Below are 24599 nucleotides of genomic sequence, written 5' to 3' on the forward strand. Positions count from 1 at the left end.
GGCAAGGAATAAGTGGGTTGTCTCGCCGAGACCCGCGACGTTGATCCGGGCGCGCCCGGGCCGCAAGTCTTGCCTCACGTTCTGCCACCCCTCCTGGTGTCCATAGGCTAACGCCATGGACTGAACGTGTGTTCGGCCGTCGGAATCGAGACTAACGGCTCGACGCAACGCCGATGAACACGGGAAACCCTTTATAAAATATCCGAAGGCCTCTATCGCGCCCCAGGCTGTTAAAGTGCTAGCCTGCGGCAAAGAACAATGCCGGAGGATGACATGACGAAGAAGACGCTTGGCGATTGGAAGGCGCTAGCCGAACGAGAGCTGAAGGTCTCGCCCGAAACGCTGGTCTGGAGCACGCCCGAAGGGATCGACGTCAAGCCGCTTTATACCGAGGCCGATATCGAAGGCACCGAGCACCTGGGATCGCTTCCAGGCTTTGCGCCCTTCACCCGCGGACCGCGTGCCACGATGTATGCCGGTCGGCCGTGGACAATCCGCCAATATGCCGGCTTTTCCACCGCGGAAGCCTCCAACGCCTTCTACCGCAAGGCGCTTAGCTCCGGGCAGCAGGGCGTTTCGGTGGCCTTCGACCTTGCAACCCACCGCGGCTATGACAGCGATCATCCGCGCGTCGTCGGCGACGTCGGCAAGGCGGGCGTTGCGATCGACAGTGTCGAAGACATGAAGATCCTGTTCGATGGCATCCCGCTGGAGAAAGTCTCGGTCTCGATGACGATGAACGGTGCGGTTATCCCGATACTGGCGAGTTTCATCGTTGCCGGTGAGGAACAGGGCGTGTCCCGCGCCGAGCTTTCCGGGACCATCCAGAACGACATTCTCAAGGAGTTCATGGTCCGCAACACCTATATCTATCCGCCGGAACCCTCGATGCGGATCGTTGCCGATATCATCGAATACACCGCCAAGGAGATGCCAAAGTTCAACTCGATCTCGATCTCCGGTTATCACATGCAGGAGGCGGGTGCGACGCTCGTTCAGGAGCTTGCCTTCACCCTTGCCGACGGGCGCGAATATGTTCGCGCCGCGCTCGCCAAGGGGTTGAACGTTGACGATTTCGCCGGTCGCCTTTCCTTCTTCTTCGCCATCGGCATGAACTTTTTCATGGAGGCGGCAAAGCTGCGGGCCGCGCGTCTTATGTGGACGCGCATCATGGAGGAGTTCGAGCCAAAGAAGGCTTCGTCGCTGATGCTGCGCACCCATTGCCAGACGTCGGGCGTGTCGCTGCAGGAGCAGGATCCCTACAACAATATTATCCGCACCGCCTTTGAGGCGATGTCGGCAGTACTGGGCGGCACACAATCACTTCACACCAATTCTTTCGACGAGGCGATCGCCCTGCCAACAGAATTTTCGGCACGCATCGCGCGCAATACGCAGCTCATTCTTCAGCACGAGACGGGCGTGACGAAGGTCGTCGATCCGCTTGCCGGCTCTTACTACGTCGAGACCCTGACGAAGGAGCTTGCCGACAAGGCGTGGGATCTGATCGAGGAGGTCGAGGCGCTCGGCGGCATGACGAAGGCCGTCAACGATGGCTTGCCCAAGCGGTTGATCGAGGAAGCGGCGACGCGACGGCAGGCGGCCGTCGACAGGGGTGACGAGGTCATTGTCGGCGTCAACAAATACCGCCTTGAGACAGAGCAGGAGATCGAGATCCTGGCGATCGACAACGCTGCGGTGCGCAACGCCCAGATCAAGCGGATCGAAGAGACGAAACGCCGCCGCGATGGAACCGCCGTGCAAGCAGCACTCGATGCGCTTGCGCACGTGGCAAGTAGCGGCAACGGCAACCTGCTTGCGGCAGCCGTTGAAGCGGCGCGCGCGCGGGCGACGGTTGGCGAGATCTCGGATGCCATGCGTCGCGCCTTCGGGGATCATGTGGCTGAGCCTGAAGTCATCAAGGACGTCTATGGTCAAGCCTATCGCGACGAGCCCGAGCTGGCGGTGCTGAAGGACCGCATGAGCGAAATCGGCAGGATCCTTGGACACAGGCCGAAGATCATGGTTGCGAAACTTGGTCAGGATGGCCACGACCGCGGCGCGAAAGTGATCGCCTCGGCGTTTGGAGACATCGGTTTTGACGTGTTGGCGGGACCCCTCTTTCAGACGCCGAAGGAAGCAGCCGACCTCGCCGTCGCCAGCAAGGTGCACGTGGTTGGCATGTCGTCGCTTGCCGCCGGCCACAAAACTTTGGCACCGCAACTTATTGAGGAACTGAAGGTGCGGGGCGCTGACGACGTCATTGTCGTCGTCGGAGGTGTCATTCCGCGGCAGGACTACGAGTACCTGATCAACCATGGCGTGGCAGCCGTCTTTGGCCCCGGAACGAATGTGCTGGATGCGGCAAATTCGGTTCTCGATCTGCTCGAGGGCAAGCGACGAAATCGCTAGATTTTACGTGCTGCTGCGCCTTCCGGGGCATCGCCCTCGCCTTTGCAACCATCGTCCGCGGCAACGGAGCCTCGTTGTTTGCTGCTCGTGGGCGGCGAAAACGATTCCATATTTTCAGCGGAAAGTTGATAAGCCCAGGAAACGGGCCAGGATGAAAATTAATTTCATAGCTTCAACTTTTCGCGGGATTCGTGTTGACGAGTTCGAATTTTTGTCCCAACTTGACGAAAATAAATTACGTAAGTGGGAACAAGAGCAGCATGAACGTGGGAATTATCGGGCTAGGTTTCCGGCTCGGCTACCTTGGCTACGTCTTCAAGTCTGTCGACGAAAGTTTCGAGATCGTCGGTTATGTTGATCCCGATCCGGCGGGTCTTCCAGGCCTCGTCGAAAAAGGCATTCGAACCGGTACGGCCTATGCCTCCCCTGAAGAGCTGATCGCCAGCGAAAAGCTCGATCTGCTGATGATCGGTTCCCCGAACCACATGCATCTCGACCACATCAGGCTGGGTCTCGAGAGCGGCCTGAAGGTCTTTTGTGAAAAGCCGATTGTCACGACGATCGCCGAGAGCATCGAGCTCGCGCGTCTGATGGCAAAGTTCGGCCATGAGCGCCTGATGGTCGGTCTCGTTCTGCGCTATTCACCGCTCTACAAGGATCTGCGCGCTATCCAGGCTGCTGGCAAGCTCGGCCAGATCGTTTCGATCGAGGCCTCGGAGCATATCGAGCCTTACCATGGCGCATTCTTCATGCGCGACTGGCGCCGTTACGAACGCTATTCCGGCAGCTTCATGCTGGAGAAGTGCTGCCACGACCTCGATCTCTACAATGGCGTCGTCGGCGCGCGGCCGGAGCGCGTTGCAAGCTTCGGCGGCCGCAAGAGCTTCACGCCCGCCAACGATCCCGCCCGAGAAGGCATCAATGATCTGGAGCTTTTCCACCGCAAGCCGAGCGGCTGGATGGGGTCCGACAAGGTGTTCGACAGCGATGCCGACATCATCGATTATCAGGTGGCGATCGTCGAATATGCCAACGGCGTCGGTATGAACTTCCATACCAACCTCAACGTCCCCGATCAGTTTCGCCGCTTTGCCATCATGGGCTCACGGGGCATGGCCGAGGGCGATTTCGTTCGCGGCTATCTCGACGTTCATGAGCAGTTGACCGGCAAGAAGGTGGTCGAGAACAAGTACGTGGCGACCGAGCTGTCGCAGCATTACGGTGCCGATGAACAGATGGCCGCCGACCTCCTCGATAGTGTGCGCACAGGCACGGACCTTCCCGTCTCTACGCTTAACGCCCTCGAAGCCGGCATTCTCGCCTTATCCATGGACGAGGCGCGCATGAAGAAGGCGGTCATCGATCTGCGTCCCGTGTGGGACAGGTTCGACGAAGCCCTGCACGCAAGAGCGGCTTGAGGAGGGCGCCAAGATGAGCGTCCAACGCAACGCAGTCATCTTCGCCTGGATCCTTCTCCTTCCGGCAGTGCTCTACGTCGCGGTGATCGTCGCCTATCCCCTCGTCGACACGTTCATCCTCTCCTTCACCGATGCGTCACTGAAGAAGGTGACCAATTGGGTCGGCTGGGTCAACTATCAGAAGATCTTCAACGAGACCTTCGCCGAAGTCATCATTCGCACCTTCATCTGGACGTTCTTTTCCGTCTCCATCAAGATGATCATCGGTGTCTTCGGGGCGACGATGCTGAACTCTGCGGTACCTGGCAGGGCGCTCTTCCGTGTCCTGACCATGCCACCGTGGATTGTCCCGATGGCGATCGGCATCTTCATGTGGGGCTGGATGTACAATGGGCAGTTCGGAATGATTTCCGGCATGCTGCAACGCTTTGGCTTGGTGGATGCTCCCGTCGCGTTTCTCGCACAGGGTTCCACGGCGTTCTGGGCGACGATCATCACCGACGTCTGGATCGGCGTTCCCCTGGTGACGCTCTACATGCTGGCGGCCATGCAGGCGATTCCGCAGGATCTCTATGAAGCCGCCTGGACTGACGGGGCCGGCCGCTTCTATCGTTTCCGGCGCATTACCCTGCCACTGATCATCCCGTCGATGATCACCATGTCGATGCTGTCACTCATCGCCACTTTCAACTCCTTCGACATCATCTGGATCCTGACGCGTGGTGGTCCAAGCGGCGAAACGACGACGATGATCATCGACACCTACCGCACGGCGATCGGCTCGAACAAATACGGGGAAGGCGCCGCGCGCGCCGTGCTGATCTGCATCTTCCTGTCGATCTTCTGCGTCTGCTACTTCCGACTGACCAGCCGCCTTGCTTCCGGAGACAAGCGATGAAACAACCCCATCTGCTGATCAATCGGTACACGTGGTACGAGATCATCGGCATCTATGCCGGCATTCTGGTGTTTCTTACCTTCGTGCTTGCCCCGTTCGTCGAGGGCTTCCTTGTATCGCTGAAGCCGCTCAGCCAGCTCTTTTCCTCACCTTATCGTTTCATCCCCGAGAATGGCTCCTTCGAGGCATACCGGACGATGTGGATCAGCGTACCAGGCTTTGCGCGCTACATTTTCAATTCCTTCTTCATTTCGACAGTCGTGACCGCTGTCGTTCTGGTGCTCGTCATCCCTGCCTCCTACGCGTTTGCCCGCTTCGATTTCAAGGGCGCCGGGCTGCTGCTCGGCGCGTTTCTGGCGGTCAACATGTTCTCGGGCGCAGTGCTGCTTATTCCGCTCTTCCGGTTGATGCGCTCGCTCGGCCTGCTCAATACCTATTTCGCAATCATGGTTCCTGGCGTTGCCTTCCTGATACCGTCGGCGATCTGGCTGCTTAGAACCTACATGATGCGCATTCCCAGGGAGTTGGATGAAGCCGCCTTCGTCGATGGTGCCAGCCACTTTTATACGCTGCGCCGCGTCATTCTGCCGATCGCCATGCCCGGCATTATGGTGGTCGCAATCACCACCTTCATCGGCTCTTATGCCCAGCAGTTCATCTTTGCGCTGACCTTCAACTCGAAAACCGAGTATGCGCCGTTGCCCGTGGGACTCTTCGCCTATTTCGGCCGTCAAGAAGTGGTCTGGAACGAACTGATGGCTGCAAGCTTCGTCGGCATCGCGCCGGCCATGATCGTGATTTTCTTCCTTCAACGGTATCTCGTCAGCGGGCTGACCGCGGGCGCGGTGAAACAGTAAGTCAACCACCAGAGAAAAAAGGGAGCTAACAAAGTGACAATTCAATTCAAGACCGGGCTGATGGCCCTTGCCCTGCTCGGGTCTAGCGCGCTCAGCGCCGTGACCGCTCAGGCCGCCGACAAGGAGATCAGCTGGATCTATTGTGGCGACAAGATCGATCCGATCCATGAGAAGTATATCAAGGAATGGGAGGGCAAGAACCCTGGCTGGTCGGTCAAGCCGGAGGTCGTCGGCTGGGAACAGTGCCAGGACAAAGCAACAACGTTGGCAGCCGCGGGCACGCCGGTCGCGATGGCTTACGTCGGCTCGCGCACGCTCAAGGAATTTGCCGAAAACGACCTCATCGTTCCTGTTCCAATGACCGACGAGGAGAAGAAGAGCTATTATCCGAACATTGTCGATACAGTGACCTCGGATGGCACGCAGTGGGGCGTTCCGATCGCTTTCTCGACCAAGGCACTTTACTGGAACAAGGATCTTTTTAAGCAGGCCGGTCTTGATCCCGAAAAGCCGCCGACCACCTGGGCCGAAGAAATCGCCGATGCAAAGGCCATCAAGGAGAAGACCGGAATTGCTGGTTACGGCCTACCGGCAAAAACCTTCGACAACACCATGCATCAGTTCATGCATTGGGTTTACAGCAACAACGGCAAGATCATCGATGGTGACAAGATTGTCGCCGATAGCCCGGAAGTTCTTGCAGCCCTGCAGGCCTACAAGGACATCACGCCTTATTCCGTCGAGGGCGCAACGGCTTACGAGCAAAACGAAATCCGCGCCATTTTCCTCGATGGCAAGGTCGGGATGATCCAGGCCGGCTCTGGTGCGGCCTCCCGTCTGAAGGACACCAAGATCAACTGGGGTATCGCGCCGCTGCCGCTCGGTCCATCGGCCAAGGGGGAAGGTACGCTGCTGATCACCGACAGCCTGGCGATCTTCAAGGGATCGGGTGTTGAAGACAAGGCGATCGAATTTGCCAAATACATCACCGCTCCCGGCCCACAGGGTGAGTACGAGCTCCAGGGTGGTGCAGGCCTGACGCCGTTGCGTCCGTCCGCAAAGGTTGATGAATTCGTGAAGGAGGATCCATCCTGGAAGCCGCTGATCGACGGCATCTCCTATGGCGGACCGGAGCCGCTCTTCAAGGATTACAAGGGCTTCCAGAATGTCATGATTGAAATGGTTCAGTCGGTCGTGACCGGCAAGGCTGAGCCGGCGGACGCGTTGAAGAAGGCCGCCACCGATCTTGAGCAGTACAAATAGGCCGCTGCTTTAGCGAGGGGCCGCGCTTTTCGCGCGACCCCTTTCTTATCGCATCAAACAGCAAGCCGCCTTGCCGGCGGCCGGGGAAAGCACTGTGGGACAGCTCCATCTCAACAAGGTCCAGAAGTTCTTTGGCGATTTCAAAGTCATCAAGGGTGTCCAGCTCGAGGTGAAGAATGGCGAGTTCGTGGTCTTCGTTGGCCCGTCTGGCTGCGGCAAGTCGACGCTTCTTCGCATGATCGCCGGTCTTGATGCCACGACGGCGGGCGACATCGTCATCGACGGGCTCAGGGTGAATGACCTGGCGCCGGTCAAGCGCGGAATCGCCATGGTGTTCCAGTCCTACGCGCTTTACCCGCACATGTCCGTCTTCGAGAACATCGCCTTCCCGCTGCGTGTGGAAAAGATGGAAGAGGAGAAGCTGAAGGCCAAGGTCGAGCATGCCGCGCGCATCCTTCACCTCGATCAGCGCCTGCAGCAGAAGCCCGGGATGCTTTCAGGCGGTCAGCGCCAGCGCGTGGCGATCGGTCGCGCGATCGTGCGCGAGCCGAAGATCTTCCTGTTCGACGAGCCGCTCTCCAATCTCGATGCTGCCTTGCGCGCCGACATGCGCATTGAGCTCGCCAAGCTGCATCGTCAGCTAAAGGCGACGATGATCTACGTCACCCACGACCAGATCGAGGCGATGACGATGGCAGACCGGATCGTGGTGCTGAATGCGGGTGAGATCGCACAGACCGGTGCGCCACTGGAACTCTACCACAAGCCTGCGAATATCTTCGTCGCAAGCTTCATCGGCAATCCCAAGATGAACTTCCTCAATGTCACCTGCACCGGCGTCGGCGATGCCGGCGTCGAAATTGACTACAAGGGGCAAAAGGCGGTGATCCCGGTCGCGCAGCGTCAGGGTGTCGTTGGCAAATCCCTTACGCTCGGCGTGCGGCCCGAGCACATCCAGATTGGCACAGGCGACATCACGCTCACTGTTACGCCGACAGTCATCGAGCGGCTTGGCGCACAGACGGTGGCCTATGCGTCGCTTGACGGCGAAGGCGAGAATTTCTGTGCAATGTTACCAGGGAGCGCGGCAGTTCGCCCGGATCAGCCGCTGGGGGCCGGGATCAATGTTGCAGACTGCCATCTGTTCGATGAGGCGGGCATATCATTCGAGCGTCATGTGGAACTGACGGACATCGACATGAACCTCATCAATCCGACAGCGGCATAATCATTCCCGACCGTGTGGTGTCGCCTCTTCAATACAGAGGATAAAACAGCCTATTGGCGGGGTAGGAATAGGCGCCCCGGTCCACGATCCCCAATCGGTACATGCAGCTTCTAAGTGCGGTCACGTGCCAAGGATTTGCCGGATAGGGTGAGCCACGATAGACGGCTTCGGGCTCGCAATAGCGATACGCCCGATCGAACCGGGCCAACAGCACCGGATCGGAATCCATCCGTACGCCATGATAGGTTTGCCATTGCCCCGGCGGTTCAGCCGCCGAGATCGCCAACAGACTTGCTGCTACTCCCAATGCAACCGAGATTCTCATCGATTTGACCTCCCGCGCGCCCAATGCTCGCGCGAAAGAAGATGTTTTTCAATTGCGTAAGGTCAAGGGCTCTACATCAAAGGAAGGCGCTTGGAGCGATTGTGTTGCTACCAGACGAGGCCGCGGGCGGCAACATCCTCGATGCGCGTTACCACGCCGTCACGATGAAAGACCATCGTGTCGAACAGGTTGGAGACGACGCAGGTGTGGTTGGGGATGATGCGGATCTTCTCGCCGATCTCAGGACGACGGTCGCCGCACCTCGACAGGTCGATGACGCCATGTTCCTCGGACAGTCCTGTAATCACCGCCTCAGGATAGCCGACAACTGTCCCGAAATCCGCAAAGCCAAGCAGATCGGAGGTCAGAGCCTTTGATCCGGCGTCAATGACCGCGCGATCAGCCGTTGGACGGGACACCACCGTTGCCAGCACATGCATGGCACAGTCGGCCTCGCTGCAGTGGCCGGCGCGGACCATGGAGCGGTCGTTATAGATATAGGTACCTGCGCGATGCTCGGTCGCGGCCGTGACGAGATGCGCCTCAAAGAGGCTGGGCGTGCCGCCATTGCTAACGATTGGACACGCGATCCCATCGGTCTTTAGGAGCGAGAGTGCTTTGCTGAGGAAGGCCTGCACCGCCTCAGCGGAGGCGGGCTTTGGGTAGTTAAGGAGGCCACCGAACGTAAGACCCGGGGCGTCGTTGATCCGCTTTGCCAGGCTTCGTGCTTCTTCCGGCGTCTGGACGCCGCAGCGCCCGCCGCCGGTGTCGCATTCTACGAGAACAGTCAATGGTTTAGAGGATGCGAAATAGGAGGACAGACCATCGACCGTCACCGCGCTATCGGCAACCACCTTGAGACCGGAGATCCGCGCGTTGAGCGCGCCAAGACGCTCGAGCTTTTGCGGGCCGAGAATGTTGAAGGTAATCAGGATGTCTTCAAAGCCGGCCGCAGCGAAGACTTCCGCTTCGCTGATCTTCTGGCAGTTGATGCCCTTCGCACCCGCCGCGATCTGCTCGGCGGCGAGCGCTGGGATCTTGTGCGTCTTGATATGCGGTCGGAAGTCCAGACCGTGCTTATCCATGTAGGCCTGCGTGCGGGCGATGTTTGCCGCCAGCCGATCCTCGTCGATGATTGGCCGCGGCGTCGAGAGATCGGCGACCCTGTCGCCCGGCTTGGCGACAACGGCGAACGGATTTTCCTGCATATGACGCTCTCCGCGTTAGCGGCCGTGAGGGTCGGCGACCATCGGCCAGATATTCTTCGGCGCCCGACGATAGGCTGTCTTGGCTGGAGTGTTGGGATAAGGCGTTCCGGCCGAGCAGTAAATGATGTCCGCGGCGATTTTCGAGAAGGAGGCGTAGAAATGATTGGTCGACTTGATGACCAGGATCTTCTTGGACGTCGGATCGATCCCCATGACGGAGAAAAGGCTTGGATCGAAACTTTGGGCGCGCGTCGAATTCAGGATGATATCGATGCCGTCGAGCGTGATGTGCACGGCATCCCCGAACGGCGCATAGCTTTCACCGAACCGCATCTGTGCGTTCTCGACGAGCTTCACCACCTTGACGACGCCGTCCACCGGGTTGCCGGTGCCGGGTGCAGACTTTGCGCCGAAACGCAATGGAATCTCGGCGCCCTGCCCCGCCGCCATGCAGATCTGCACAGCCATCGGATCCCAGATCGTGCCGATCGCGGCGTCACTTACCTTCCGATCTAAGAGCTCTTGGAGAAGCACGGTAGCGTCGCCGGCGGTGCCGCCGCCGGGATTATCCCAAACGTCGGCGATGACCACGGGCCAGGAGGTTGCAGCGACGGCCTGCGTCACAGCCTCAATTTCGTCGATCTGCGGCATGATGAAGGTGCCGCGTTTGGAAAACAGCTCGAGGCCGAGTTCACGCGCTAAGGCCTCGCCCTTCTTCGGCTTGTTGTTGCTGACAACAAGCATCTTGGTCCCCATCTCCGGTACGTCACCCGCCATGAAGCCATGGATGACCGAGATGGACACGATGTCTGCGTCTTCCTTCTCGAGGCGCATGACTTTGTCGACAAAGGATCGCATCGGATCGCGCGAGGTCGGATAGACGTCGATCATCCGGCAGTCGAATACGGACATGACAGGGGCCAGCCGGCCTTCCAGGGTCTCGACGGCAATCCGCCAGAGGTCCTCGGCTCGATCGACGAAGTCGGTGTGTGGGAACTCCTTGAAGTAGACGAAGAAATCTGCGGCCGCGAGCCGTTTGGCTGTGAGGTGGCTGTGCGGATCAAGCTCAGCGCAGACGAGGATGTCCGGCCCGACGATCTCGCGCACGCGCGCCAATATGTCACCTTCCGTATCCTCGTAGCCGGCCGCAACCATGGCGCCGTGCAGACCGAGGACAACGGCATCGACCGGCATAGCAGCCCTGAGCTGGTTCAGCACCTCGTCGCGCAGACCCTCGTAGGTCGATCGGTTCACCAATCCGGCCGGATCAGCCCAGGCGGCCGTACCCTCGATCAGCTCCCATCCCTTCTCTGCGCAGACCCGGCGCCCAACCGTGATGGGCGCCGAGCACAGGGTTGGGGTTTGCGGATGCTGGCCGGGAGGCGCATACAGAGACGCCTCGAACGCGCGCCGATCGACGCAGATAGGAGAAAAGGTATTGGTCTCGGTTGCGAGCGCCGCCGTGAATATGCGCAAGGGTTCGGCCTTTGTGTTGATCAGCCCATCGGGTTCGGCAGGTAGCCGGTAAAGCCGCATATCTTCCAGCGATCTTCATGCAGGCGGCAATAGTAGAGCGTCTGCCACTGCATCACATCACGCGTACCGTCGGCCTTGGTGAGCCCACCGTCGAACTTCTTGCGCACCAGCGCCATGTCGCCCTCAACCTCGATGTCTTCAAGCGTGGTGGTCGCAAAGATCGCGGTGCGGGCATCTTCAGCGAAAGATTGCGTCGCAAAGTCGTTTGCCTGGCGCAGCCACTCGTCGCGATAGGCCGATAGCGTCGGAAATGCCAGACGCCAGTTGTCGGGGCTTACCTGCTTGCGCCCATCGATCCCGATAAAGCCTTCCTCGACGAAATCATGCTCCACCATCGACCAGTCGGCGGCGAGGAATGCATCGATGTCACGGGAAACCAGCATCTCCCAGATCGAGTGCCGCGTAACGTCGGACGCAGGAAATGGGTTCTTGAACGGATCGCGCATATCTCCCCCGGATTGAAATTCTTTTCATTAATGGCAGTTTTCACTGGTCAAATTCTGCTTTCTATGGTCATTTGTCAACTTAATACGAAAATAATTTGCAAGGATCGATCGATGTCCATCAAGCGTTATGGCACGGTTCAAAAAGGTACCGGCGGTAAGCCCCTGCCCTTTGCGCGTGCCGTCGAAGCCGACGGTTGGCTCTATGTCTCGGGGCAGGTTGCCATGGAAAATGGCGAAGTCATCGATGGAAATATCGTCGCGCAGACGCACAAGACGATCGAGAATATGCTGGCGATTCTTAAAGAAGCCGGATACGGCGTTGAGCACGTGGTGCGCTGCGGCGTGTGGCTCGATGATCCGCGCGACTTCTGGACCTTCAATGCGATCTACCAGCAGTATTTCGGCGAACACCCGCCGGCAAGGGCCTGTGTTCAGTCGTCGATGATGGTCGATTGCAAGGTCGAAATCGACTGCGTAGCGTATAGGCCGAAGGACCAGTAGCGCAAACGACGGAGGGCGGGATGGACATTTTCTCGACATTGCAAGAAGAGAAGGCCAGGCTTTCGCCCTCGGAAAACCGCATCGCGGATATCCTCCTCAATGACTTCGAGTTTGCGGTCAACGCCTCGATCATCGAGCTTGCTGAAAAGGCCGATGTGTCGCCGCCGACGGTCACGCGCTTCTGCCGGCGATTAGGCTGCGAGAGCTTTTCCGATTTTAAGGTCCAGCTCGCAAGGACAGCCTATGTCGGTATGCGTTACCTGAAGCCGGAGCCCAAAAGCACCAACCCCGGTGATGTCGCGCAGGACATTATCACCAAGGCACAGAACGCACTTTTCCTGCTTCATCGTTCGCTGGACGTTGCTGCAATCGAACTGGCTGCTGAACGGCTTTCGCGCGCCGACATGATTTATGCCTTCGGCTCCGGCGGCAACTCGTCCATGATTGCCAGCGAATTGCAAAACCGCCTGTTTCGCTTCGGCTTGCATGTGACGGCAAGCTCCGACCATGGCATGCAATTGATGATGGCCGCCGCCGCCAAGTCGACCGACGTGTTGATCGGGTCGTCCTTCACCGGGCGAAACACCGAGCTCGTACGCGCTTTCGCGCTTGCGCGTGAGTCCAAGGTGACGACGATCGCGCTCACCCAGAGTAATAGCCCGGTCGCGCAAGTAGCGGAAATTGTTGTTCCTATCGACCTACAGGAAGGAAGCAATATCTTCCGGCCCACCTCGACGCGGATCGCCTATCTGGCTGTCGTCGATATTCTCGCCAGCCTCGTTGCTTACGCGATCCAACCAAAGGCCGCGGTGGCCCTGCGTCGCATCAAGCAACAGCTCGTTGCCCACCGCGATGGCGACGACCGGCAACTGCTCGGGGACTAACAATTCCATGCCAAAAAGGGATGCAAAATGACACAGACGGTAGCGATCGTAACCGGTGCTGCGGGCGATATTGGACGGGCTATTGCTGAGCGGCTTGCGGAAGATCACGATGTCATCCTGATGGTCGACATCGACGTTGCTGCCGCCGAGAAGGCCGCCCGCGCTTTGGGGCCAGTCGAGCACTTTGCCGCGCACGGCTGCGATGTGACCAGCGAAGCAAGCGTCGCGGAAATGGCAAAGCAGGCCGCCTCGTTTGGTTCGGTTCGTACGCTGGTCAACAATGCAGGGGCCGCACGCGCCGTCAGCCTCCACGATACCACGCCCGAGATTTGGAGGATGGACAATGCGCTTAATCTCGAGGCTGCCTTCTTGTGCTTCCGCGCCGTCGAAGGTCTGCTCGAGGCGTCGAAGGGCTCGGTTATCAACATCGCATCCGTCAACGGCATGAACGTCTTTGGCCACCCCGCCTATAGCGCAGCGAAGGCGGGATTGCTGCATTTCACCAAGTTGGTGGCGGTAGAATACGGAAAGCTCGGTATCCGTTCGAACGCAGTTGCGCCCGGCACTGTACGTACGCAGGCATGGGAGGCGCGTGCAGCCACTAACCCCAACGTCTTCGAAGAGGCTCGCCGCTGGTACCCGCTCCAGCGGGTCGTCGACCCTAGCGATGTCGCTAACGCCGTGGCGTTTCTTGCCGGACCGCAGGCTGCCGCGATTACCGGCGTCTGCTTGCCGGTGGATTGCGGGCTGACTGCCGGTCAGGCTGAGATCGCTCGGACATTCTCGCAGTCCGAGCACTATTAAGAGACATATTAAGAGAGGAACCGATATGACTTTGGCGCCTTTTCGCCTGGAGAGTTCGTGGCAGCCCGATGGTGGTCCGAACGGCCGCTTTAGCTTTTCCCTTTTCAATCTCTGCGAGGTCGCGCTTTCTGGCTTCACGCTGGTCTATACCTCGCTGACGCGCGTCATCGATGCGAACGCTTGTGGGAACGCAACCTTTCTGCGTCGCAACGCCAATTTCCATGAGTTTGCTCCGCCGCAGGGCTTTCTTCTCGAGCCGGGAAAGAGCTGGACTTTTACGGTCAGCGGCCTGCACCGGCCGGCTCGCCATTGCACCGATGGTGCGAAGTCCGCCTATGTGACGCTTCAGGATGGCAAGCACATCACGGTTGCCGTTTCCGATTTGCTTCTTGAAGGACGCGTGAACGAGCCGCCGCCGGTCCTTCTTCCTGAAGGCAAGCTTTCACTGCCGTTCTCATTGCAGCCCTGGCCGGCGGAAATCGACGCCGAGCCAGGCTGGGATTTCCCCGTCGTTCTCTATCCCGCGGAAGGATCGTCGACAGACGATCTGCGGGCAGTCTCGACGGTGCTTTCCCTTTGCCATCGTCTGTTCGAGAGTGATCATGCGCCGTTCAATCTCGCTGCCTCGGCCCAGGGACGGCCCTTGCAGTTTCTGCTCGATACGACGGTTGCCCCTGAAGGCTACAAGCTCGGCTTCAAGGCCACGCGCATCACATTGTCATTTGCCGATGCCGCTGGGCGTCAATATGGACTGACGTCGCTTGCGCAGCTCTTGCATGGGGCTCGCAGCCAACCGCAAACGTTTCGCTTTCCGGTCTCCGGCGCGATTTCGGATCGGCCGCGATACGGCTGGCGCGGCTGCCATCTCGACGTTTCGCGTCAGTTCTATCCGACAGCCGACATCAAGCGGCTGATCGACATCCTCGCCTGGCTGAAGCTCAATATCTTCCATTGGCATCTGACCGACGACGAGGCATGGCGGCTGGAAATCAAGGCTTATCCCGAACTCACGACGACAGGCGTCCTTCGCGGTCCGAACGAGCCTCTCTTGCCGCAGCTTGGCAACGCTGCCGAACCTGTCGGCGGCTTCTACTCCCAGGTTGATGTGCGCGACATCGTCGGCCATGCTGCGGAATTGAACGTGGAGATCATCCCCGAAATTGATATCCCCGGTCATAGCACGGCGACGTTGACGGCACTGCCCGGTCTGACCGACGGCCAGGAAGCGCCGGAGAGCTATCATTCCGTACAGGGATATCCGAACAATGCGCTCAATCCCGCGGTGCCACTGACCTACGAATTTCTCGAAAAAGTGCTCGACGAGATGGTCGAGCTGTTTCCCTCCGCCTACCTCCACATCGGCGGTGACGAGGTGGCGAACGGTTCGTGGCTTGCCTCTCCGCTTGCCAAGGCATTGATGGAGAAGGAGGCAATCTCAGGCACGTTCGCACTGCAATCCCATTTCCTCAAGCGTGTGAAGGACATGCTGACGGCGCGCGGCCGTAAGCTCGCCGGTTGGAACGAAGTGGCGCATGGTGGCGGTGTTGCAGCCAAGGACACACTGCTGATGGCCTGGGAGAACCCGCAGGTTGGCATCGACCTGGCCAAGGAAGGCTACGAGGTCGTCATGACTCCCGGCCAGGCCTATTATCTCGACATGGTTCAGGCGGAGGCGTTTCAGGAGCCCGGCGCAAGTTGGGCCGGAACCGTGCCGCCGGCGCATACCTACGCCTATGAAGCTGAGGGCGACTTTCCGGAGGACCTGAAGGACAAGATGAAGGGCGTCCAGGCCTGCATCTGGTCGGAACATTTCCTGTCACGCGGCTACTTCAACCGGCTTGTTTTCCCACGCCTGCCGGCGATTGCCGAAGCCGCATGGACGCCACGGGCGATGAAGGACTGGAATCGCTTCGCTGCGATCGTGCCTCTGAGCCCGAAATTGTGAGGCCGAGAATGCGGATTGCAGTGGGCGGAATTCACACGGAATGCAGCACCTATTCGCCGGTGCTGATGACAGTCGAGGACTTTCGCGTTCTGCGCGGCGGGGATCTCCTGGCTTCGGACTACTTCGGGTTTTTGAAAGCCGATGGGGTTGAGCACCTACCGCTCTTGCATGCGCGCGCAGTGCCCGGGGGGCCGATCTCCAGGGTGGCGTACGCGGCATTCAAAACCGAGTTTCTTGACCGGCTGAAAGCTGCCTTGCCGCTCGAAGGCCTCTACCTTGCGATGCACGGCGCGATGAATGTCGAGGCAATGGACGACGCTGAGGGCGACTGGATTGCCGCTGCCCGCTCTGTCGTCGGTCCTGATTGCGTGATCGCAGCGAGTTATGATTTGCACGGCAATGTCAGCCAGAGGATCGTCGACCAGCTCGACATATTCGCGGCCTACCGGACCGCGCCGCACATCGATGTGCGCGAAACGATGGTGCGTGCATGGTCGCTGCTGGTGGATACCTTAAGATCGGGCACGCGGCCAGGGGTGGCCTGGGCTCCGGTGCCGGTTCTCTGGCCGGGCGAGCGAACGTCGAGCGAAGACGAGCCCGCAAGGCGCCTGTACAAAGCACTGTCTGCAATCGATCAGCGCGAGGGCATCCTCGATGCCAATTTGATGATCGGCTATGTGTGGGCGGATGAACCTCGGGCGACCGCCTGCGCAGTCGTCACAGCGACGGACAAGCAAGCGGCCGTCACAGCCGCAGAAGAGATCGCACTATCCTATTGGAATGCGCGCGACCACTTTGTCTTTGGTCCTGTTACCGGTCCGCTCGACGCCATGCTCGACATTGTGGTGAACGCCTCGACAGCACCTGTCATCCTGGCAGATTCCGGTGACAACCCGACAGGTGGCGGCGTTGGCGACCGGGCCGACGTGCTGAGAGCACTGCTGGCACGTGGATTTGAAGGAGCGCTGGTTGCCGGTATCACCGATCCACCGGCCGTCGCGGCATGCTTTGCAGCCGGCAAGGGTGCAAGGATCGGACTCCGCATCGGCGCAGCCCTCGACGTGTCGAGCTCGCCTGTCAAGATCGAAGCGGAAGTCCTTTTCCTCGATGACCCGGGCCCGGCCGCCGAGCGTCAGGCGGTCATAAGCACTGCGGGCATGACCGTGGTGCTCGCGGCACGGCGGCGTCCTTATCACAATATAGCGGATTTCGAGCGGCTCGGGCTCGATCCGAAGTCAGTGCGGGTGCTTGTGGTCAAGTCCGGTTATCTTTCCCCGGAACTGGCGCCGATCGCCAATCCGAACCTGATGGCATTGACCGGGGGCGTCGTGAACCAGGACATCGAAGGCTTGGTCAGTAACCGACGCGCTCGACCGATCTTCCCGTTCGATCGTAACTTCGAATACGAACCACATGTGCGCCTTTCGGCGCGCTGGCAAGACTGATCCATCGCTTAGCAGGCTTCGGCCTCACGCCAAAGCTGCCAAGGCGCCTTCATCCGCAATACCCGGTGACCTGTCGCCGCACGATACATGTCATGAGCCGTCTCCTCCCCGATGTTTTCCGCGACCCGACGATCCGGGTCAGCATGCTTGCTATCTTTGCCTTTGGCTTTGCCGGAGCGGCAACCTCGCCATACCAATCGGTTATTGGCATTCGCGAATTGGGTCTGAGCAACACCCTCTACTCGGCGCTGATATTTGCCGCCGCAGCCGTCAACGTCACCGTGAGCATTCTCCTTGGCAATCTCGCGGACCGACTTGTCGAGTATCGGTCGCTGATGGTGACGGTCGCCGTCTTCGGTATCTTCGGTTACGGCGCGGTCTACCTCTTTCCCGCGCAGGCAACGTTCATCGTCAGTGCCTTGTTGCTGCTGCCGATCTACAACGCACTCAATTCCCTGCTCTTCGCCAATGTACGCGCCACTACCAACGGGATGCCACGCGGCGACGTGGCAACGGTGAACTCAGGTGTGCGGGCGATGATCTCGCTCTCCTGGGTACTTGTGCCGGGCCTTGTCGGAATATTTCTGTCGCGATCGACAAGCATGCTGCCGGCCTATCTCTTTGCGAGCCTCGCCTGCATGGTGTGTCTTGGCCTGATCGCAGCCTTCCTGCCGCGCCAGAACGGCACGGACAAGGCGGCCACACACCATCTTTCCTATCTTGCTGCGCTTGCAGAAGTCATCTCGCCACGTGTCTTCATTCGTGTGATCGCGGTGTCGCTGATCAGCAGCACTCTTCATGTTAACGGCGCCATCCTGCCGCTGATCGTTACCGGAGCCGCGCATGGGACCGTTGGCGATGTCGGGATCATGGTCGGCATCGTCGCCTTCCTCGAAGTCGTCTTTATCGTCGTCTGGGGCCGTGCCCAACGGATCATGAACCCCGTCACGGCCCTGGCGATCGGTACGATCATCTACGTCGTCTACCTCGTACTGCTCGGCCTTGCGTCCGCGCCATGGCATGCTTATGCGTTGACGCTCGTCAGTGGAATCGGCGCCGCGGCGCTCATCAGCATCCCGATCACCTATCTGCAGGATCTGATTGCTGAGCGGCCGGGTCTCGGCAGTGCGCTGATATCCGTCAACATTTTCCTGAGCGCGGGGCTGAGCGCGCTCCTCTTTGCGATCGGCACCGGCCTCGGCGGCGGCTATTCCGGAACGGCAATCATCGGTGCTGTGGCCGGCCTCTCGGGCCTTTTTCTGCTGCTCTTCTTCGATGGAACCAAACGACGGCGCTGAGACGATCAATGTTTTAACCGTCAGCCACGTCACCGAAAATGCCCGCCGCGAGACCGGCGGCGGGCATCTGCTCTCAGGCTCGGGAGAGAGTATGAGCCTCAGATGTTGGCGAGCAGCTCGTTGATGCGTTGTTCCATGTCGGAAAGGGCTGCGTCGATCTCCTTCTGACCGGTGATCGCTGCGCTCATTTCCTGGCCGATGATGTCCTGGATCGCGAACTGGCGCTGGACGGTGGACGGAAGCGGCGTGCCGAGCGTGGCGATCGCCGAAATCGTGTCGCGATGCGGTAGGGCCTTGAACTGATCAGAATTCAACACCGCTTTGACGGCCGGCAAATGGCCGGTGCGTGACCAGTCGAAATCGTTGTCATGGAAGAACTTCAAGAACTTCCCGATGGCAGCGGTCTGTTCCTCGGATCGGTCCTTTTGCGAGACGGCCCAGCTGTGGCCGTCGGCGTATTGCGCCTTCTTGCCCGGGAAGAGCTGCGGATAGGGATAGACGGCATAGCCGCCGGCGTTGAGCGCTGTGCCGGACTTTTCCGATGATGCCGTGTAGTCACCGATGACCCAGGTCCCGTTCAGGTGAACACCGCCTTCGCCTGCGAGGAAGGCGTTGATGCCGGCGGCGTAGTCCAGATCCTTGGTCGTGTAGCCGTTGTCGTAGACCGCCTTGTACATCTCAAGGACCTTCTTGGCCTCGGGCGTATTGATCTTGACCTGCTTCGGATCGGCAAAGAAGTCTGAATTCTGCTGGAACAGGTAGGTGTAGAGGTTGCGCGTATAAAGCGCGACTTCATTGGCGAGATTCTGGACGAAGTAAGGCTTGCCGGTCTTTTCCTTGAATTGCTTAGCCTGAGCCAAGAGCTCGTCGACGCTCGTCGGCAGCTTCGGCGTGCCGTCGGCATTGACGAGATCGGCCTTTTTGAAGAGGTCCATGTTGATGTGATACAGCATGGTCCAGTTGTCGATCGGCAGACCGTAGATCTTTCCGTCCTTGGTCACGCCATTCAAGCTGGCGTCGGTAAAGTCAGTGGCCGCAACACCGACGGACTTCAGCACCTCGTCGAGCGGCATCAGCAGGCCCTTGGCCTGATAATCGGCGAGCACCGATTGGTGGATGGTGACAATGTCAGGCGGATCGCCGGCGGCGAACTGTGCGGTTAGCTGATCGTAGCCTGGCCATTCGACGGTCGTCACCGTCACATGCACATCCGGATTGTCCGCGTTGAACTTGTTGATGAGCGAGGTGATGATGCCGCATTCGCCAACGGCCTTGCTGACGTCGGTGTTGGTACCGAAATCGGCGTCGCAAGCCCCGAAGAAGCGCTGCACCGTCAGTTCGGTGGTGGCAAAGGCCGGACTTGCGCCGGCAAGCGCGATCACCGAGGCCGCCGCCAGCATGTATTTTCTCAAAGTATGCGTCATTTCCATCTCCTCCTCATTGGATCTGCGACCCTTGGCTAGGCCCCCTCCCCGGGAGCCGGTTTCGACGTCAGCGCACGGCGGCGCCAGACACTGCCGTGACGATGTATTTCTGGAAGAACAGGTAGAGAACGAGGATCGGGGCGCCGGCGAAGACCGCTTGCGACATCAGAAAGCCGAGACCTTCCGACTGCGCAAAATTGGTCTGCGTCGAGGCGATCCCGATCGTCAGAGTATACATTTCCTTCCTGGTGCCGGAGATCAGCGGCCAGAGATAATCGTTCCAGGCACCAAGGAAGGTGAAGATGCCGAGCGTCGCCTGCGCGGGAACCGTCAACGGCAGCAGCACCTTCCAGAAGATCTTGAAACGGCTGGCATTGTCCAGCAGTGCTGCCTCGTCGAGTTCCTTCGGGATGGCCCTGAAATACTGCGTCATCAGGAACACGCCGAAGGGTGCCGACAATCCTGGCAGGATCAGACCGTGATAGGTGTTGTGAAACTTCAGCCAGGAGAAAATCTGATGACGAGCGATGAGCACCGCCTGCTCAGGGATGGCAAGTCCGAGCAACACGATGATGAAGAGCGTGTTACGGAACGGAAAGTTCAGACGTGCGAAGCCGTAGCCTGCAAGCGACGAGAGGCAAAGCGTGAAGATCGTCAAGCCGCCGGCAACGATGATGCTGTTCAATATCCAGCGGAATACCGACGATGTTGCCAGGATGTTGATATAGTTGTTGATCGTGTAAGGCGCATGAAAGACGGAGTTCATGTCCGCCATCAGCTCCTTGTTGTCCTTGAGGGATAGTCCGATCACCCACAGCACCGGCGCCATCATGATCAGTGCGCAGACAAGTGCCAGGAGAAGAATCACGCGATCACCGCTCGAGCGGCCGACCATGTTTTCACCGGATAAAGCGCTCATCCTTCTTCTCCTTTGCGTCGCGAGATGAAGTACTGCGCCATCGCAGCAATCAGGATCAGTATGAAGAGGATTTCAGAGGCGGCGGCACCGAGACCGAGGTCCCACTGCCTGAACGCAGCTTCGTAGATGTAAAGCACGATAGGCTTCGACACGTTGTTCGGGCCACCGAGCGTCATCAGCTTTGCCTGGCCAAAGAGCTGGAACTGCAGCACGACCTGGATGATCAGCACGAGCACGAAAGTCCGCCGGATCGAAGGGAGCGTGATGTACCAGAGCGTTCGCCAGCGGCTGGCATTGTCGAGGGCCGCTGCTTCATAGATTTCTGCCGGCACCTGCTGCAGCGCCGAGAGAAAGAGCATCATTGGCAGGCCGATGCACCACCAGACAGTGGCAATCGCTATGCTGATCATGGCGAGGTTCGGGTCGGACAAAAAGGCCGGCGCTGGCACGCCGAACCAACCGTAGATGGTGGCAAGCAGGCCGAAGTTGCCGATAAAGACGATACGCCATATCAGCGTGACGATTGTCACGGACAGGACGGAGGACGAGAAATAGACGACGCGCAGCGCGGCTGCCATTTTCGTCTTTCGGTTCAGGGCGAGCGCCAAAAGCAGACCCAAGATAGCAAGCGTCGGCACTGTCAGAAGCACGAAGTAGAAGGTATTGCCGACGGCCTGGATGAAGACCCTGTCTCTGAAGAGCCGGATGTAATTATCGACCCCGACGAAGCGGCCGACGCCGAAGGCGTCAGCCTTGTGAAGGCTGAGCCAGATGCCCCAGAACAGCGGCACGACAAGCAAGGTCACGAAAAAGAAGAGGTAGGGCGCCACGAAGAGTGCGTTTCGCCAGAGTGGCGCATTGATGTTCTGCACTTTCTGCCGGGCAGTGATGCCAGCGGCAGACCGGGCGGAGGAAAGTGCCGCCTCAGCCATGACCGGCCTCCTCATTGTGCCAGGCGTGACCGGCATCATCAAAGAGATGCGCGCGACTTCCATCGAGCACCAGTGCCACCTCGTCGCCGATCATGACGCGACTGTTGCCGATGTCCTCGGCAACGACTGCGCTGCCATCCTTGAGACGGGTATAGAGAAGCGTCCGGTCGCCGAGGCGTTCCAATACATCCACCTTCCCCGTCGTCGTTGCTGCAACGCCATTGGCGAGCTTGACGGCCTCGGCACGGATGCCGAGCGAATGTTCGCCGGCCTTGACCCCACCTGCACGGATCGCCGTCTGCAATTGCGTGCCATCCGGAAGTTTGGCACGCAGGAAACCATTTTCTTCCGAGAGGCCGACGGACAGGAAGTTCATGGTCGGCGACCCGACAAAGGTGGCGACGAAACGACTTGCCGGGCGTGAATAGATCTCCATCGGCGTGCCGATCTGCTCGATCTTCCGATTGTTCATCACGACGATGCGATCGGCCAGCGTCATGGCCTCGATCTGGTCGTGCGTGACAAAGATCATTGTCGATCTGACCCGATGGCGCAGCTGTGCAAGCTCGACGCGGGTGCGAACGCGCAGCGCCGCATCGAGGTTCGATAGCGGCTCGTCGAAGAGGAAGGCCTTTGGTTCCTTGACGATCGCGCGGCCAATGGCGACACGCTGACGCTGACCGCCGGAAAGTTGGCCCGGCTTGCGCTCCAAGAGGTGGCCGATCTCGAGCATGCGAGCCGCCTCTGCAATGCGCGCGGAGATCACATCGGCCGAAACGTTGATGTTGCGCAATCCGAAGGCCATGTTGTCGGCCACCGTCATATGCGGATAGAGTGCATAGGACTGGAACACCATGGCGATGTCGCGCTGGCCGGGCGGCAGTGTATCGATGCGCTCGCCATTGATTGAGATCGTCCCGCCATCCACGCTTTCAAGGCCCGCGATCATGCGAAGAAGCGTAGACTTGCCGCACCCGGAAGGGCCAAGGAAAACCAGGAATTCGTTCGCCTTGATTGACAACGACAAGCCGTCCAAGACGGTCATCGAGCCATAGCGCTTGGTGACATTCTGGATTTCAATATTGGCGGTCATCCGACTGCTCCTGAATTGCAGGCGGAACCCGAAATACCGATATGAACACGAAGATGGCATGCTTCCACCGAAAGAGCGTCCGCTATGACAAACGGACCTCCCTCAGTCAGTGATAGTGCCAAAACAGAAGCGCTCGCTCCCATCTTTTCCTCCCAGTGGCACGTCAAGACCGATGTGCTGACGTTAAATCATACAATTGCTTTGTCAACATATCGTTTGATACGTATCCGAAAACAGGATTTAGATTACACTTGCAGGCGGATCATCCGGTAGGAGAGCGGCGCGATCTTTGCGCTGAGCTTGCCGTCGACGATGCTTGAACCGGTCACGGCCCTTGGCACGACATTGTCGGGCTTGTCGGCGGTGTTGGTGATGTTGAGATCGCTATGCGCGACGACCTGGTCGTCGATCACCCGCAGCATACCGAATTCGAGCAGGCTGGCGTCGAGATCGAGCGTCTCCGTGCCATGGCGGTTGACGATGAAGAAGGTCACCGTCTTCTTGTCCGCATCATGCACGGCTGAGACGTCCAGATAGGGAACATCGCCTAGATCGTCGACCTTGTAGGTCGGGCTGTCGACCATCAGCTTCAGTGCCGTTCCGCGTCCGTAGACGGAGGCGAAATAGTACGGATAGAAGATCGTCTGGCGCCATGCCGGACCACCCGGGATCGTCATGATCGGAGCGATTACGTTGATGAGCTGCGCCAGGCAGGCAATCTTGACGACATCCGCACGGTTGATGAAGGTGTTGAGAATGCAGCCGACCTGCAGCACGTCCTCGAAGTTATAGTCATCCTCCAGGAGGGCCGGCGCATGCGGCCAACCATTTGCGCCGGCAAGCGTTGCCTTGTCGCGCTCCTTAGAGTGGTACCAGACATTCCATTCGTCGAACGAGATGTATACGTTCTTGGAGGAGCGCTTCTTCGCCTTGACGTAGTCGATTACGCCTGCGACCGTTCCGATGTAATTGTCGAGCTCGATACTACGAGCGAGATAGTTGGCCGTGTTTTTGGCACGGTTTTCGAAATACATATGCAGCGAGATGTAGTCGACCTCATTGTAGGTGTGGTCGAGCACGGTTGCTTCCCATTCCGGATAGGTCGGCATATGTGCGTTCGACGACCCGCAGACGACGAGTTCGAGCGAGCTGTCGAAGGCGCGCATGGCCTTGGCAGTCTCATGCGCTAGCCGGCCATACTCGTCCGCCGTCTTGTGGCCGATCTGCCAGGGGCCGTCCATCTCGTTGCCGAGGCACCAGAGTTTGACGTCCCAGGGCTGGCTGCGGCCATTGGCAATGCGCTTGTCGCTCCACTCGCTGCCGCCGGAATGATTGACATATTCGAGGAAGTTGCGCGCCTCATCGAGGCCGCGCGAGCCGAGGTTGACGGCAAGCATCATCTCGGTGTTGGCCGACGTGCACCAATCGGCAAACTCGTGGATGCCGACCTGATTGCTCTCGCAGGTGTGCCAAGCAAGATCGAGGCGCGTCGGACGGCTTTCCTTGGGGCCAATGCCGTCTTCCCAATTGTAGGCAGACACGAAATTGCCACCGGGGTAGCGCACGATCGGAACATTCAGTTCCTTGACGAGCTCGATGACATCCTTGCGCATGCCGCTTTCGTCAGCAGTCGCATGATCAGGCTCGTAGATGCCGGTATAAACGGCACGACCGAGGTGCTCGATGAATGAGCCATAAAGGCGCGGATCGATGTCAGAGATCGTGTATTTACTGTGCGCTGTAACCGCAGCCCTCATGGTGTC

Annotated in this window: 21 protein-coding genes; 12 read left to right on the forward strand and 9 right to left on the reverse strand. The window is 59.1% G+C overall.

All coding sequences use genetic code 11. The annotated features are described in order from the left end of the window. Window positions 1-273: 273 nt before the first annotated feature. The 6 genes from scpA (at window position 274) to ugpC (FHT71_RS25425) (ending at window position 8076) form a co-directional block, all read left to right on the forward strand. Window positions 274-2412: a methylmalonyl-CoA mutase gene (gene scpA / locus FHT71_RS25400; protein ID WP_183722556.1), complete on the forward strand. Its 2139-nt coding sequence runs from the start codon at window positions 274-276 to the stop codon at window positions 2410-2412. Between the two features lie 260 nt (window positions 2413-2672). After that, on the forward strand, window positions 2673-3830 hold the full coding sequence (locus tag FHT71_RS25405) for a Gfo/Idh/MocA family oxidoreductase (protein ID WP_132589602.1): 1158 nt from the start codon (window positions 2673-2675) through the stop codon (window positions 3828-3830). Window positions 3831-3843: 13 nt separating this feature from the next. Beyond that, complete coding sequence (locus tag FHT71_RS25410; RefSeq protein WP_183722558.1) at window positions 3844-4728, forward strand: sugar ABC transporter permease; 885 nt, start codon at window positions 3844-3846, stop codon at window positions 4726-4728. Further along, a complete protein-coding gene (locus FHT71_RS25415) occupies window positions 4725-5585 on the forward strand; it encodes a carbohydrate ABC transporter permease (protein WP_132589600.1) in 861 nt (286 codons plus the stop codon). The genes FHT71_RS25410 and FHT71_RS25415 overlap by 4 nt, the downstream gene beginning before the upstream one ends. Window positions 5586-5618: 33 nt before the next feature. Continuing rightward, on the forward strand, window positions 5619-6848 hold the full coding sequence (locus FHT71_RS25420) for an ABC transporter substrate-binding protein (protein ID WP_183722560.1): 1230 nt from the start codon (window positions 5619-5621) through the stop codon (window positions 6846-6848). 94 nt (window positions 6849-6942) lie between these two features. Further along, window positions 6943-8076 carry a sn-glycerol-3-phosphate ABC transporter ATP-binding protein UgpC gene (gene ugpC, locus FHT71_RS25425; RefSeq protein WP_183722562.1) on the forward strand — a complete coding sequence of 378 codons (1134 nt, stop codon included), beginning with the start codon at window positions 6943-6945 and terminating at the stop codon, window positions 8074-8076. A gap of 28 nt (window positions 8077-8104) precedes the next feature. Here the strand turns inward: ugpC (FHT71_RS25425) and FHT71_RS25430 are convergent, their stop codons facing one another. From FHT71_RS25430 to FHT71_RS25445, 4 genes are all read right to left on the reverse strand, one after another. Continuing rightward, the gene (locus tag FHT71_RS25430) at window positions 8105-8401 is read right to left on the reverse strand and encodes a hypothetical protein (protein WP_007798758.1); all 297 of its coding nucleotides are present in this window, start codon (window positions 8399-8401) and stop codon (window positions 8105-8107) included. Between the two features lie 107 nt (window positions 8402-8508). After that, on the reverse strand, window positions 8509-9609 hold the full coding sequence (locus FHT71_RS25435) for a D-TA family PLP-dependent enzyme (RefSeq protein ID WP_132589594.1): 1101 nt from the start codon (window positions 9607-9609) through the stop codon (window positions 8509-8511). 15 nt (window positions 9610-9624) lie between these two features. Next, window positions 9625-11085, reverse strand: a complete 1461-nt coding sequence (locus FHT71_RS25440) for a M81 family metallopeptidase (RefSeq protein ID WP_183722564.1) — start codon at window positions 11083-11085, stop codon at window positions 9625-9627. Between the two features lie 20 nt (window positions 11086-11105). Continuing rightward, complete coding sequence (locus FHT71_RS25445; protein WP_132589592.1) at window positions 11106-11591, reverse strand: hypothetical protein; 486 nt, start codon at window positions 11589-11591, stop codon at window positions 11106-11108. Window positions 11592-11702: 111 nt separating this feature from the next. Here FHT71_RS25445 and FHT71_RS25450 point away from each other — a divergent pair, with 111 nt between their 5' ends. From FHT71_RS25450 to FHT71_RS25475, 6 genes are all read left to right on the forward strand, one after another. Further along, window positions 11703-12092, forward strand: a complete 390-nt coding sequence (locus FHT71_RS25450; RefSeq protein WP_183722566.1) for a RidA family protein — start codon at window positions 11703-11705, stop codon at window positions 12090-12092. Between the two features lie 20 nt (window positions 12093-12112). Then, the gene (locus tag FHT71_RS25455) at window positions 12113-12976 is read left to right on the forward strand and encodes a MurR/RpiR family transcriptional regulator (RefSeq protein ID WP_132589588.1); all 864 of its coding nucleotides are present in this window, start codon (window positions 12113-12115) and stop codon (window positions 12974-12976) included. Window positions 12977-13003: 27 nt separating this feature from the next. Further along, a complete protein-coding gene (locus FHT71_RS25460; RefSeq protein ID WP_132589586.1) occupies window positions 13004-13780 on the forward strand; it encodes an SDR family oxidoreductase in 777 nt (258 codons plus the stop codon). Between the two features lie 25 nt (window positions 13781-13805). Then, complete coding sequence (locus FHT71_RS25465; RefSeq protein ID WP_183722568.1) at window positions 13806-15725, forward strand: beta-N-acetylhexosaminidase; 1920 nt, start codon at window positions 13806-13808, stop codon at window positions 15723-15725. 8 nt (window positions 15726-15733) lie between these two features. Continuing rightward, the gene (locus tag FHT71_RS25470) at window positions 15734-17170 is read left to right on the forward strand and encodes a M81 family metallopeptidase (protein WP_183722570.1); all 1437 of its coding nucleotides are present in this window, start codon (window positions 15734-15736) and stop codon (window positions 17168-17170) included. A 92-nt stretch (window positions 17171-17262) separates the two neighbouring features. After that, the gene (locus tag FHT71_RS25475) at window positions 17263-18468 is read left to right on the forward strand and encodes an MFS transporter (protein WP_183722572.1); all 1206 of its coding nucleotides are present in this window, start codon (window positions 17263-17265) and stop codon (window positions 18466-18468) included. 98 nt (window positions 18469-18566) lie between these two features. Here the strand turns inward: FHT71_RS25475 and FHT71_RS25480 are convergent, their stop codons facing one another. The 5 genes from FHT71_RS25480 to FHT71_RS25500 form a co-directional block, all read right to left on the reverse strand. Then, the gene (locus FHT71_RS25480) at window positions 18567-19892 is read right to left on the reverse strand and encodes an extracellular solute-binding protein (RefSeq protein ID WP_183722574.1); all 1326 of its coding nucleotides are present in this window, start codon (window positions 19890-19892) and stop codon (window positions 18567-18569) included. A gap of 67 nt (window positions 19893-19959) precedes the next feature. Further along, window positions 19960-20811, reverse strand: a complete 852-nt coding sequence (locus FHT71_RS25485; RefSeq protein ID WP_183722576.1) for a carbohydrate ABC transporter permease — start codon at window positions 20809-20811, stop codon at window positions 19960-19962. After that, a complete protein-coding gene (locus FHT71_RS25490; RefSeq protein WP_183722578.1) occupies window positions 20808-21743 on the reverse strand; it encodes a sugar ABC transporter permease in 936 nt (311 codons plus the stop codon). Before FHT71_RS25490 ends, FHT71_RS25485 begins: the two co-directional genes overlap by 4 nt. Next, window positions 21736-22836, reverse strand: a complete 1101-nt coding sequence (ugpC, locus tag FHT71_RS25495) for a sn-glycerol-3-phosphate ABC transporter ATP-binding protein UgpC (RefSeq protein ID WP_132589572.1) — start codon at window positions 22834-22836, stop codon at window positions 21736-21738. Before ugpC (FHT71_RS25495) ends, FHT71_RS25490 begins: the two co-directional genes overlap by 8 nt. A gap of 245 nt (window positions 22837-23081) precedes the next feature. Next, on the reverse strand, window positions 23082-24593 hold the full coding sequence (locus tag FHT71_RS25500; RefSeq protein WP_183722580.1) for an alpha-N-arabinofuranosidase: 1512 nt from the start codon (window positions 24591-24593) through the stop codon (window positions 23082-23084). Window positions 24594-24599 lie beyond the last annotated feature (6 nt).

The sequence above is a fragment of the Rhizobium sp. BK060 genome (assembly GCF_014193145.1).
Lineage (GTDB): Bacteria > Pseudomonadota > Alphaproteobacteria > Rhizobiales > Rhizobiaceae > Rhizobium.

Excerpts from the sequence above, each read along its gene's own strand:
- scpA (WP_183722556.1), top strand. The coding sequence starts at position 274 with ATGACGAAGAAGACGCTTGGCGATTGGAAGGCGCTAGCCGAACGAGAG.
- FHT71_RS25405 (WP_132589602.1), top strand. The coding sequence starts at position 2,673 with ATGAACGTGGGAATTATCGGGCTAGGTTTCCGGCTCGGCTACCTTGGC.
- FHT71_RS25410 (WP_183722558.1), top strand. The coding sequence starts at position 3,844 with ATGAGCGTCCAACGCAACGCAGTCATCTTCGCCTGGATCCTTCTCCTT.
- FHT71_RS25415 (WP_132589600.1), top strand. The coding sequence starts at position 4,725 with ATGAAACAACCCCATCTGCTGATCAATCGGTACACGTGGTACGAGATC.
- FHT71_RS25430 (WP_007798758.1), bottom strand. The coding sequence starts at position 8,401 with ATGAGAATCTCGGTTGCATTGGGAGTAGCAGCAAGTCTGTTGGCGATC.
- FHT71_RS25435 (WP_132589594.1), bottom strand. The coding sequence starts at position 9,609 with ATGCAGGAAAATCCGTTCGCCGTTGTCGCCAAGCCGGGCGACAGGGTC.
- FHT71_RS25445 (WP_132589592.1), bottom strand. The coding sequence starts at position 11,591 with ATGCGCGATCCGTTCAAGAACCCATTTCCTGCGTCCGACGTTACGCGG.
- FHT71_RS25450 (WP_183722566.1), top strand. The coding sequence starts at position 11,703 with ATGTCCATCAAGCGTTATGGCACGGTTCAAAAAGGTACCGGCGGTAAG.
- FHT71_RS25455 (WP_132589588.1), top strand. The coding sequence starts at position 12,113 with ATGGACATTTTCTCGACATTGCAAGAAGAGAAGGCCAGGCTTTCGCCC.
- FHT71_RS25460 (WP_132589586.1), top strand. The coding sequence starts at position 13,004 with ATGACACAGACGGTAGCGATCGTAACCGGTGCTGCGGGCGATATTGGA.
- FHT71_RS25465 (WP_183722568.1), top strand. The coding sequence starts at position 13,806 with ATGACTTTGGCGCCTTTTCGCCTGGAGAGTTCGTGGCAGCCCGATGGT.
- FHT71_RS25470 (WP_183722570.1), top strand. The coding sequence starts at position 15,734 with ATGCGGATTGCAGTGGGCGGAATTCACACGGAATGCAGCACCTATTCG.
- FHT71_RS25475 (WP_183722572.1), top strand. The coding sequence starts at position 17,263 with ATGAGCCGTCTCCTCCCCGATGTTTTCCGCGACCCGACGATCCGGGTC.
- FHT71_RS25480 (WP_183722574.1), bottom strand. The coding sequence starts at position 19,892 with ATGACGCATACTTTGAGAAAATACATGCTGGCGGCGGCCTCGGTGATC.
- FHT71_RS25485 (WP_183722576.1), bottom strand. The coding sequence starts at position 20,811 with ATGAGCGCTTTATCCGGTGAAAACATGGTCGGCCGCTCGAGCGGTGAT.
- FHT71_RS25490 (WP_183722578.1), bottom strand. The coding sequence starts at position 21,743 with ATGGCTGAGGCGGCACTTTCCTCCGCCCGGTCTGCCGCTGGCATCACT.
- ugpC (WP_132589572.1), bottom strand. The coding sequence starts at position 22,836 with ATGACCGCCAATATTGAAATCCAGAATGTCACCAAGCGCTATGGCTCG.
- FHT71_RS25500 (WP_183722580.1), bottom strand. The coding sequence starts at position 24,593 with ATGAGGGCTGCGGTTACAGCGCACAGTAAATACACGATCTCTGACATC.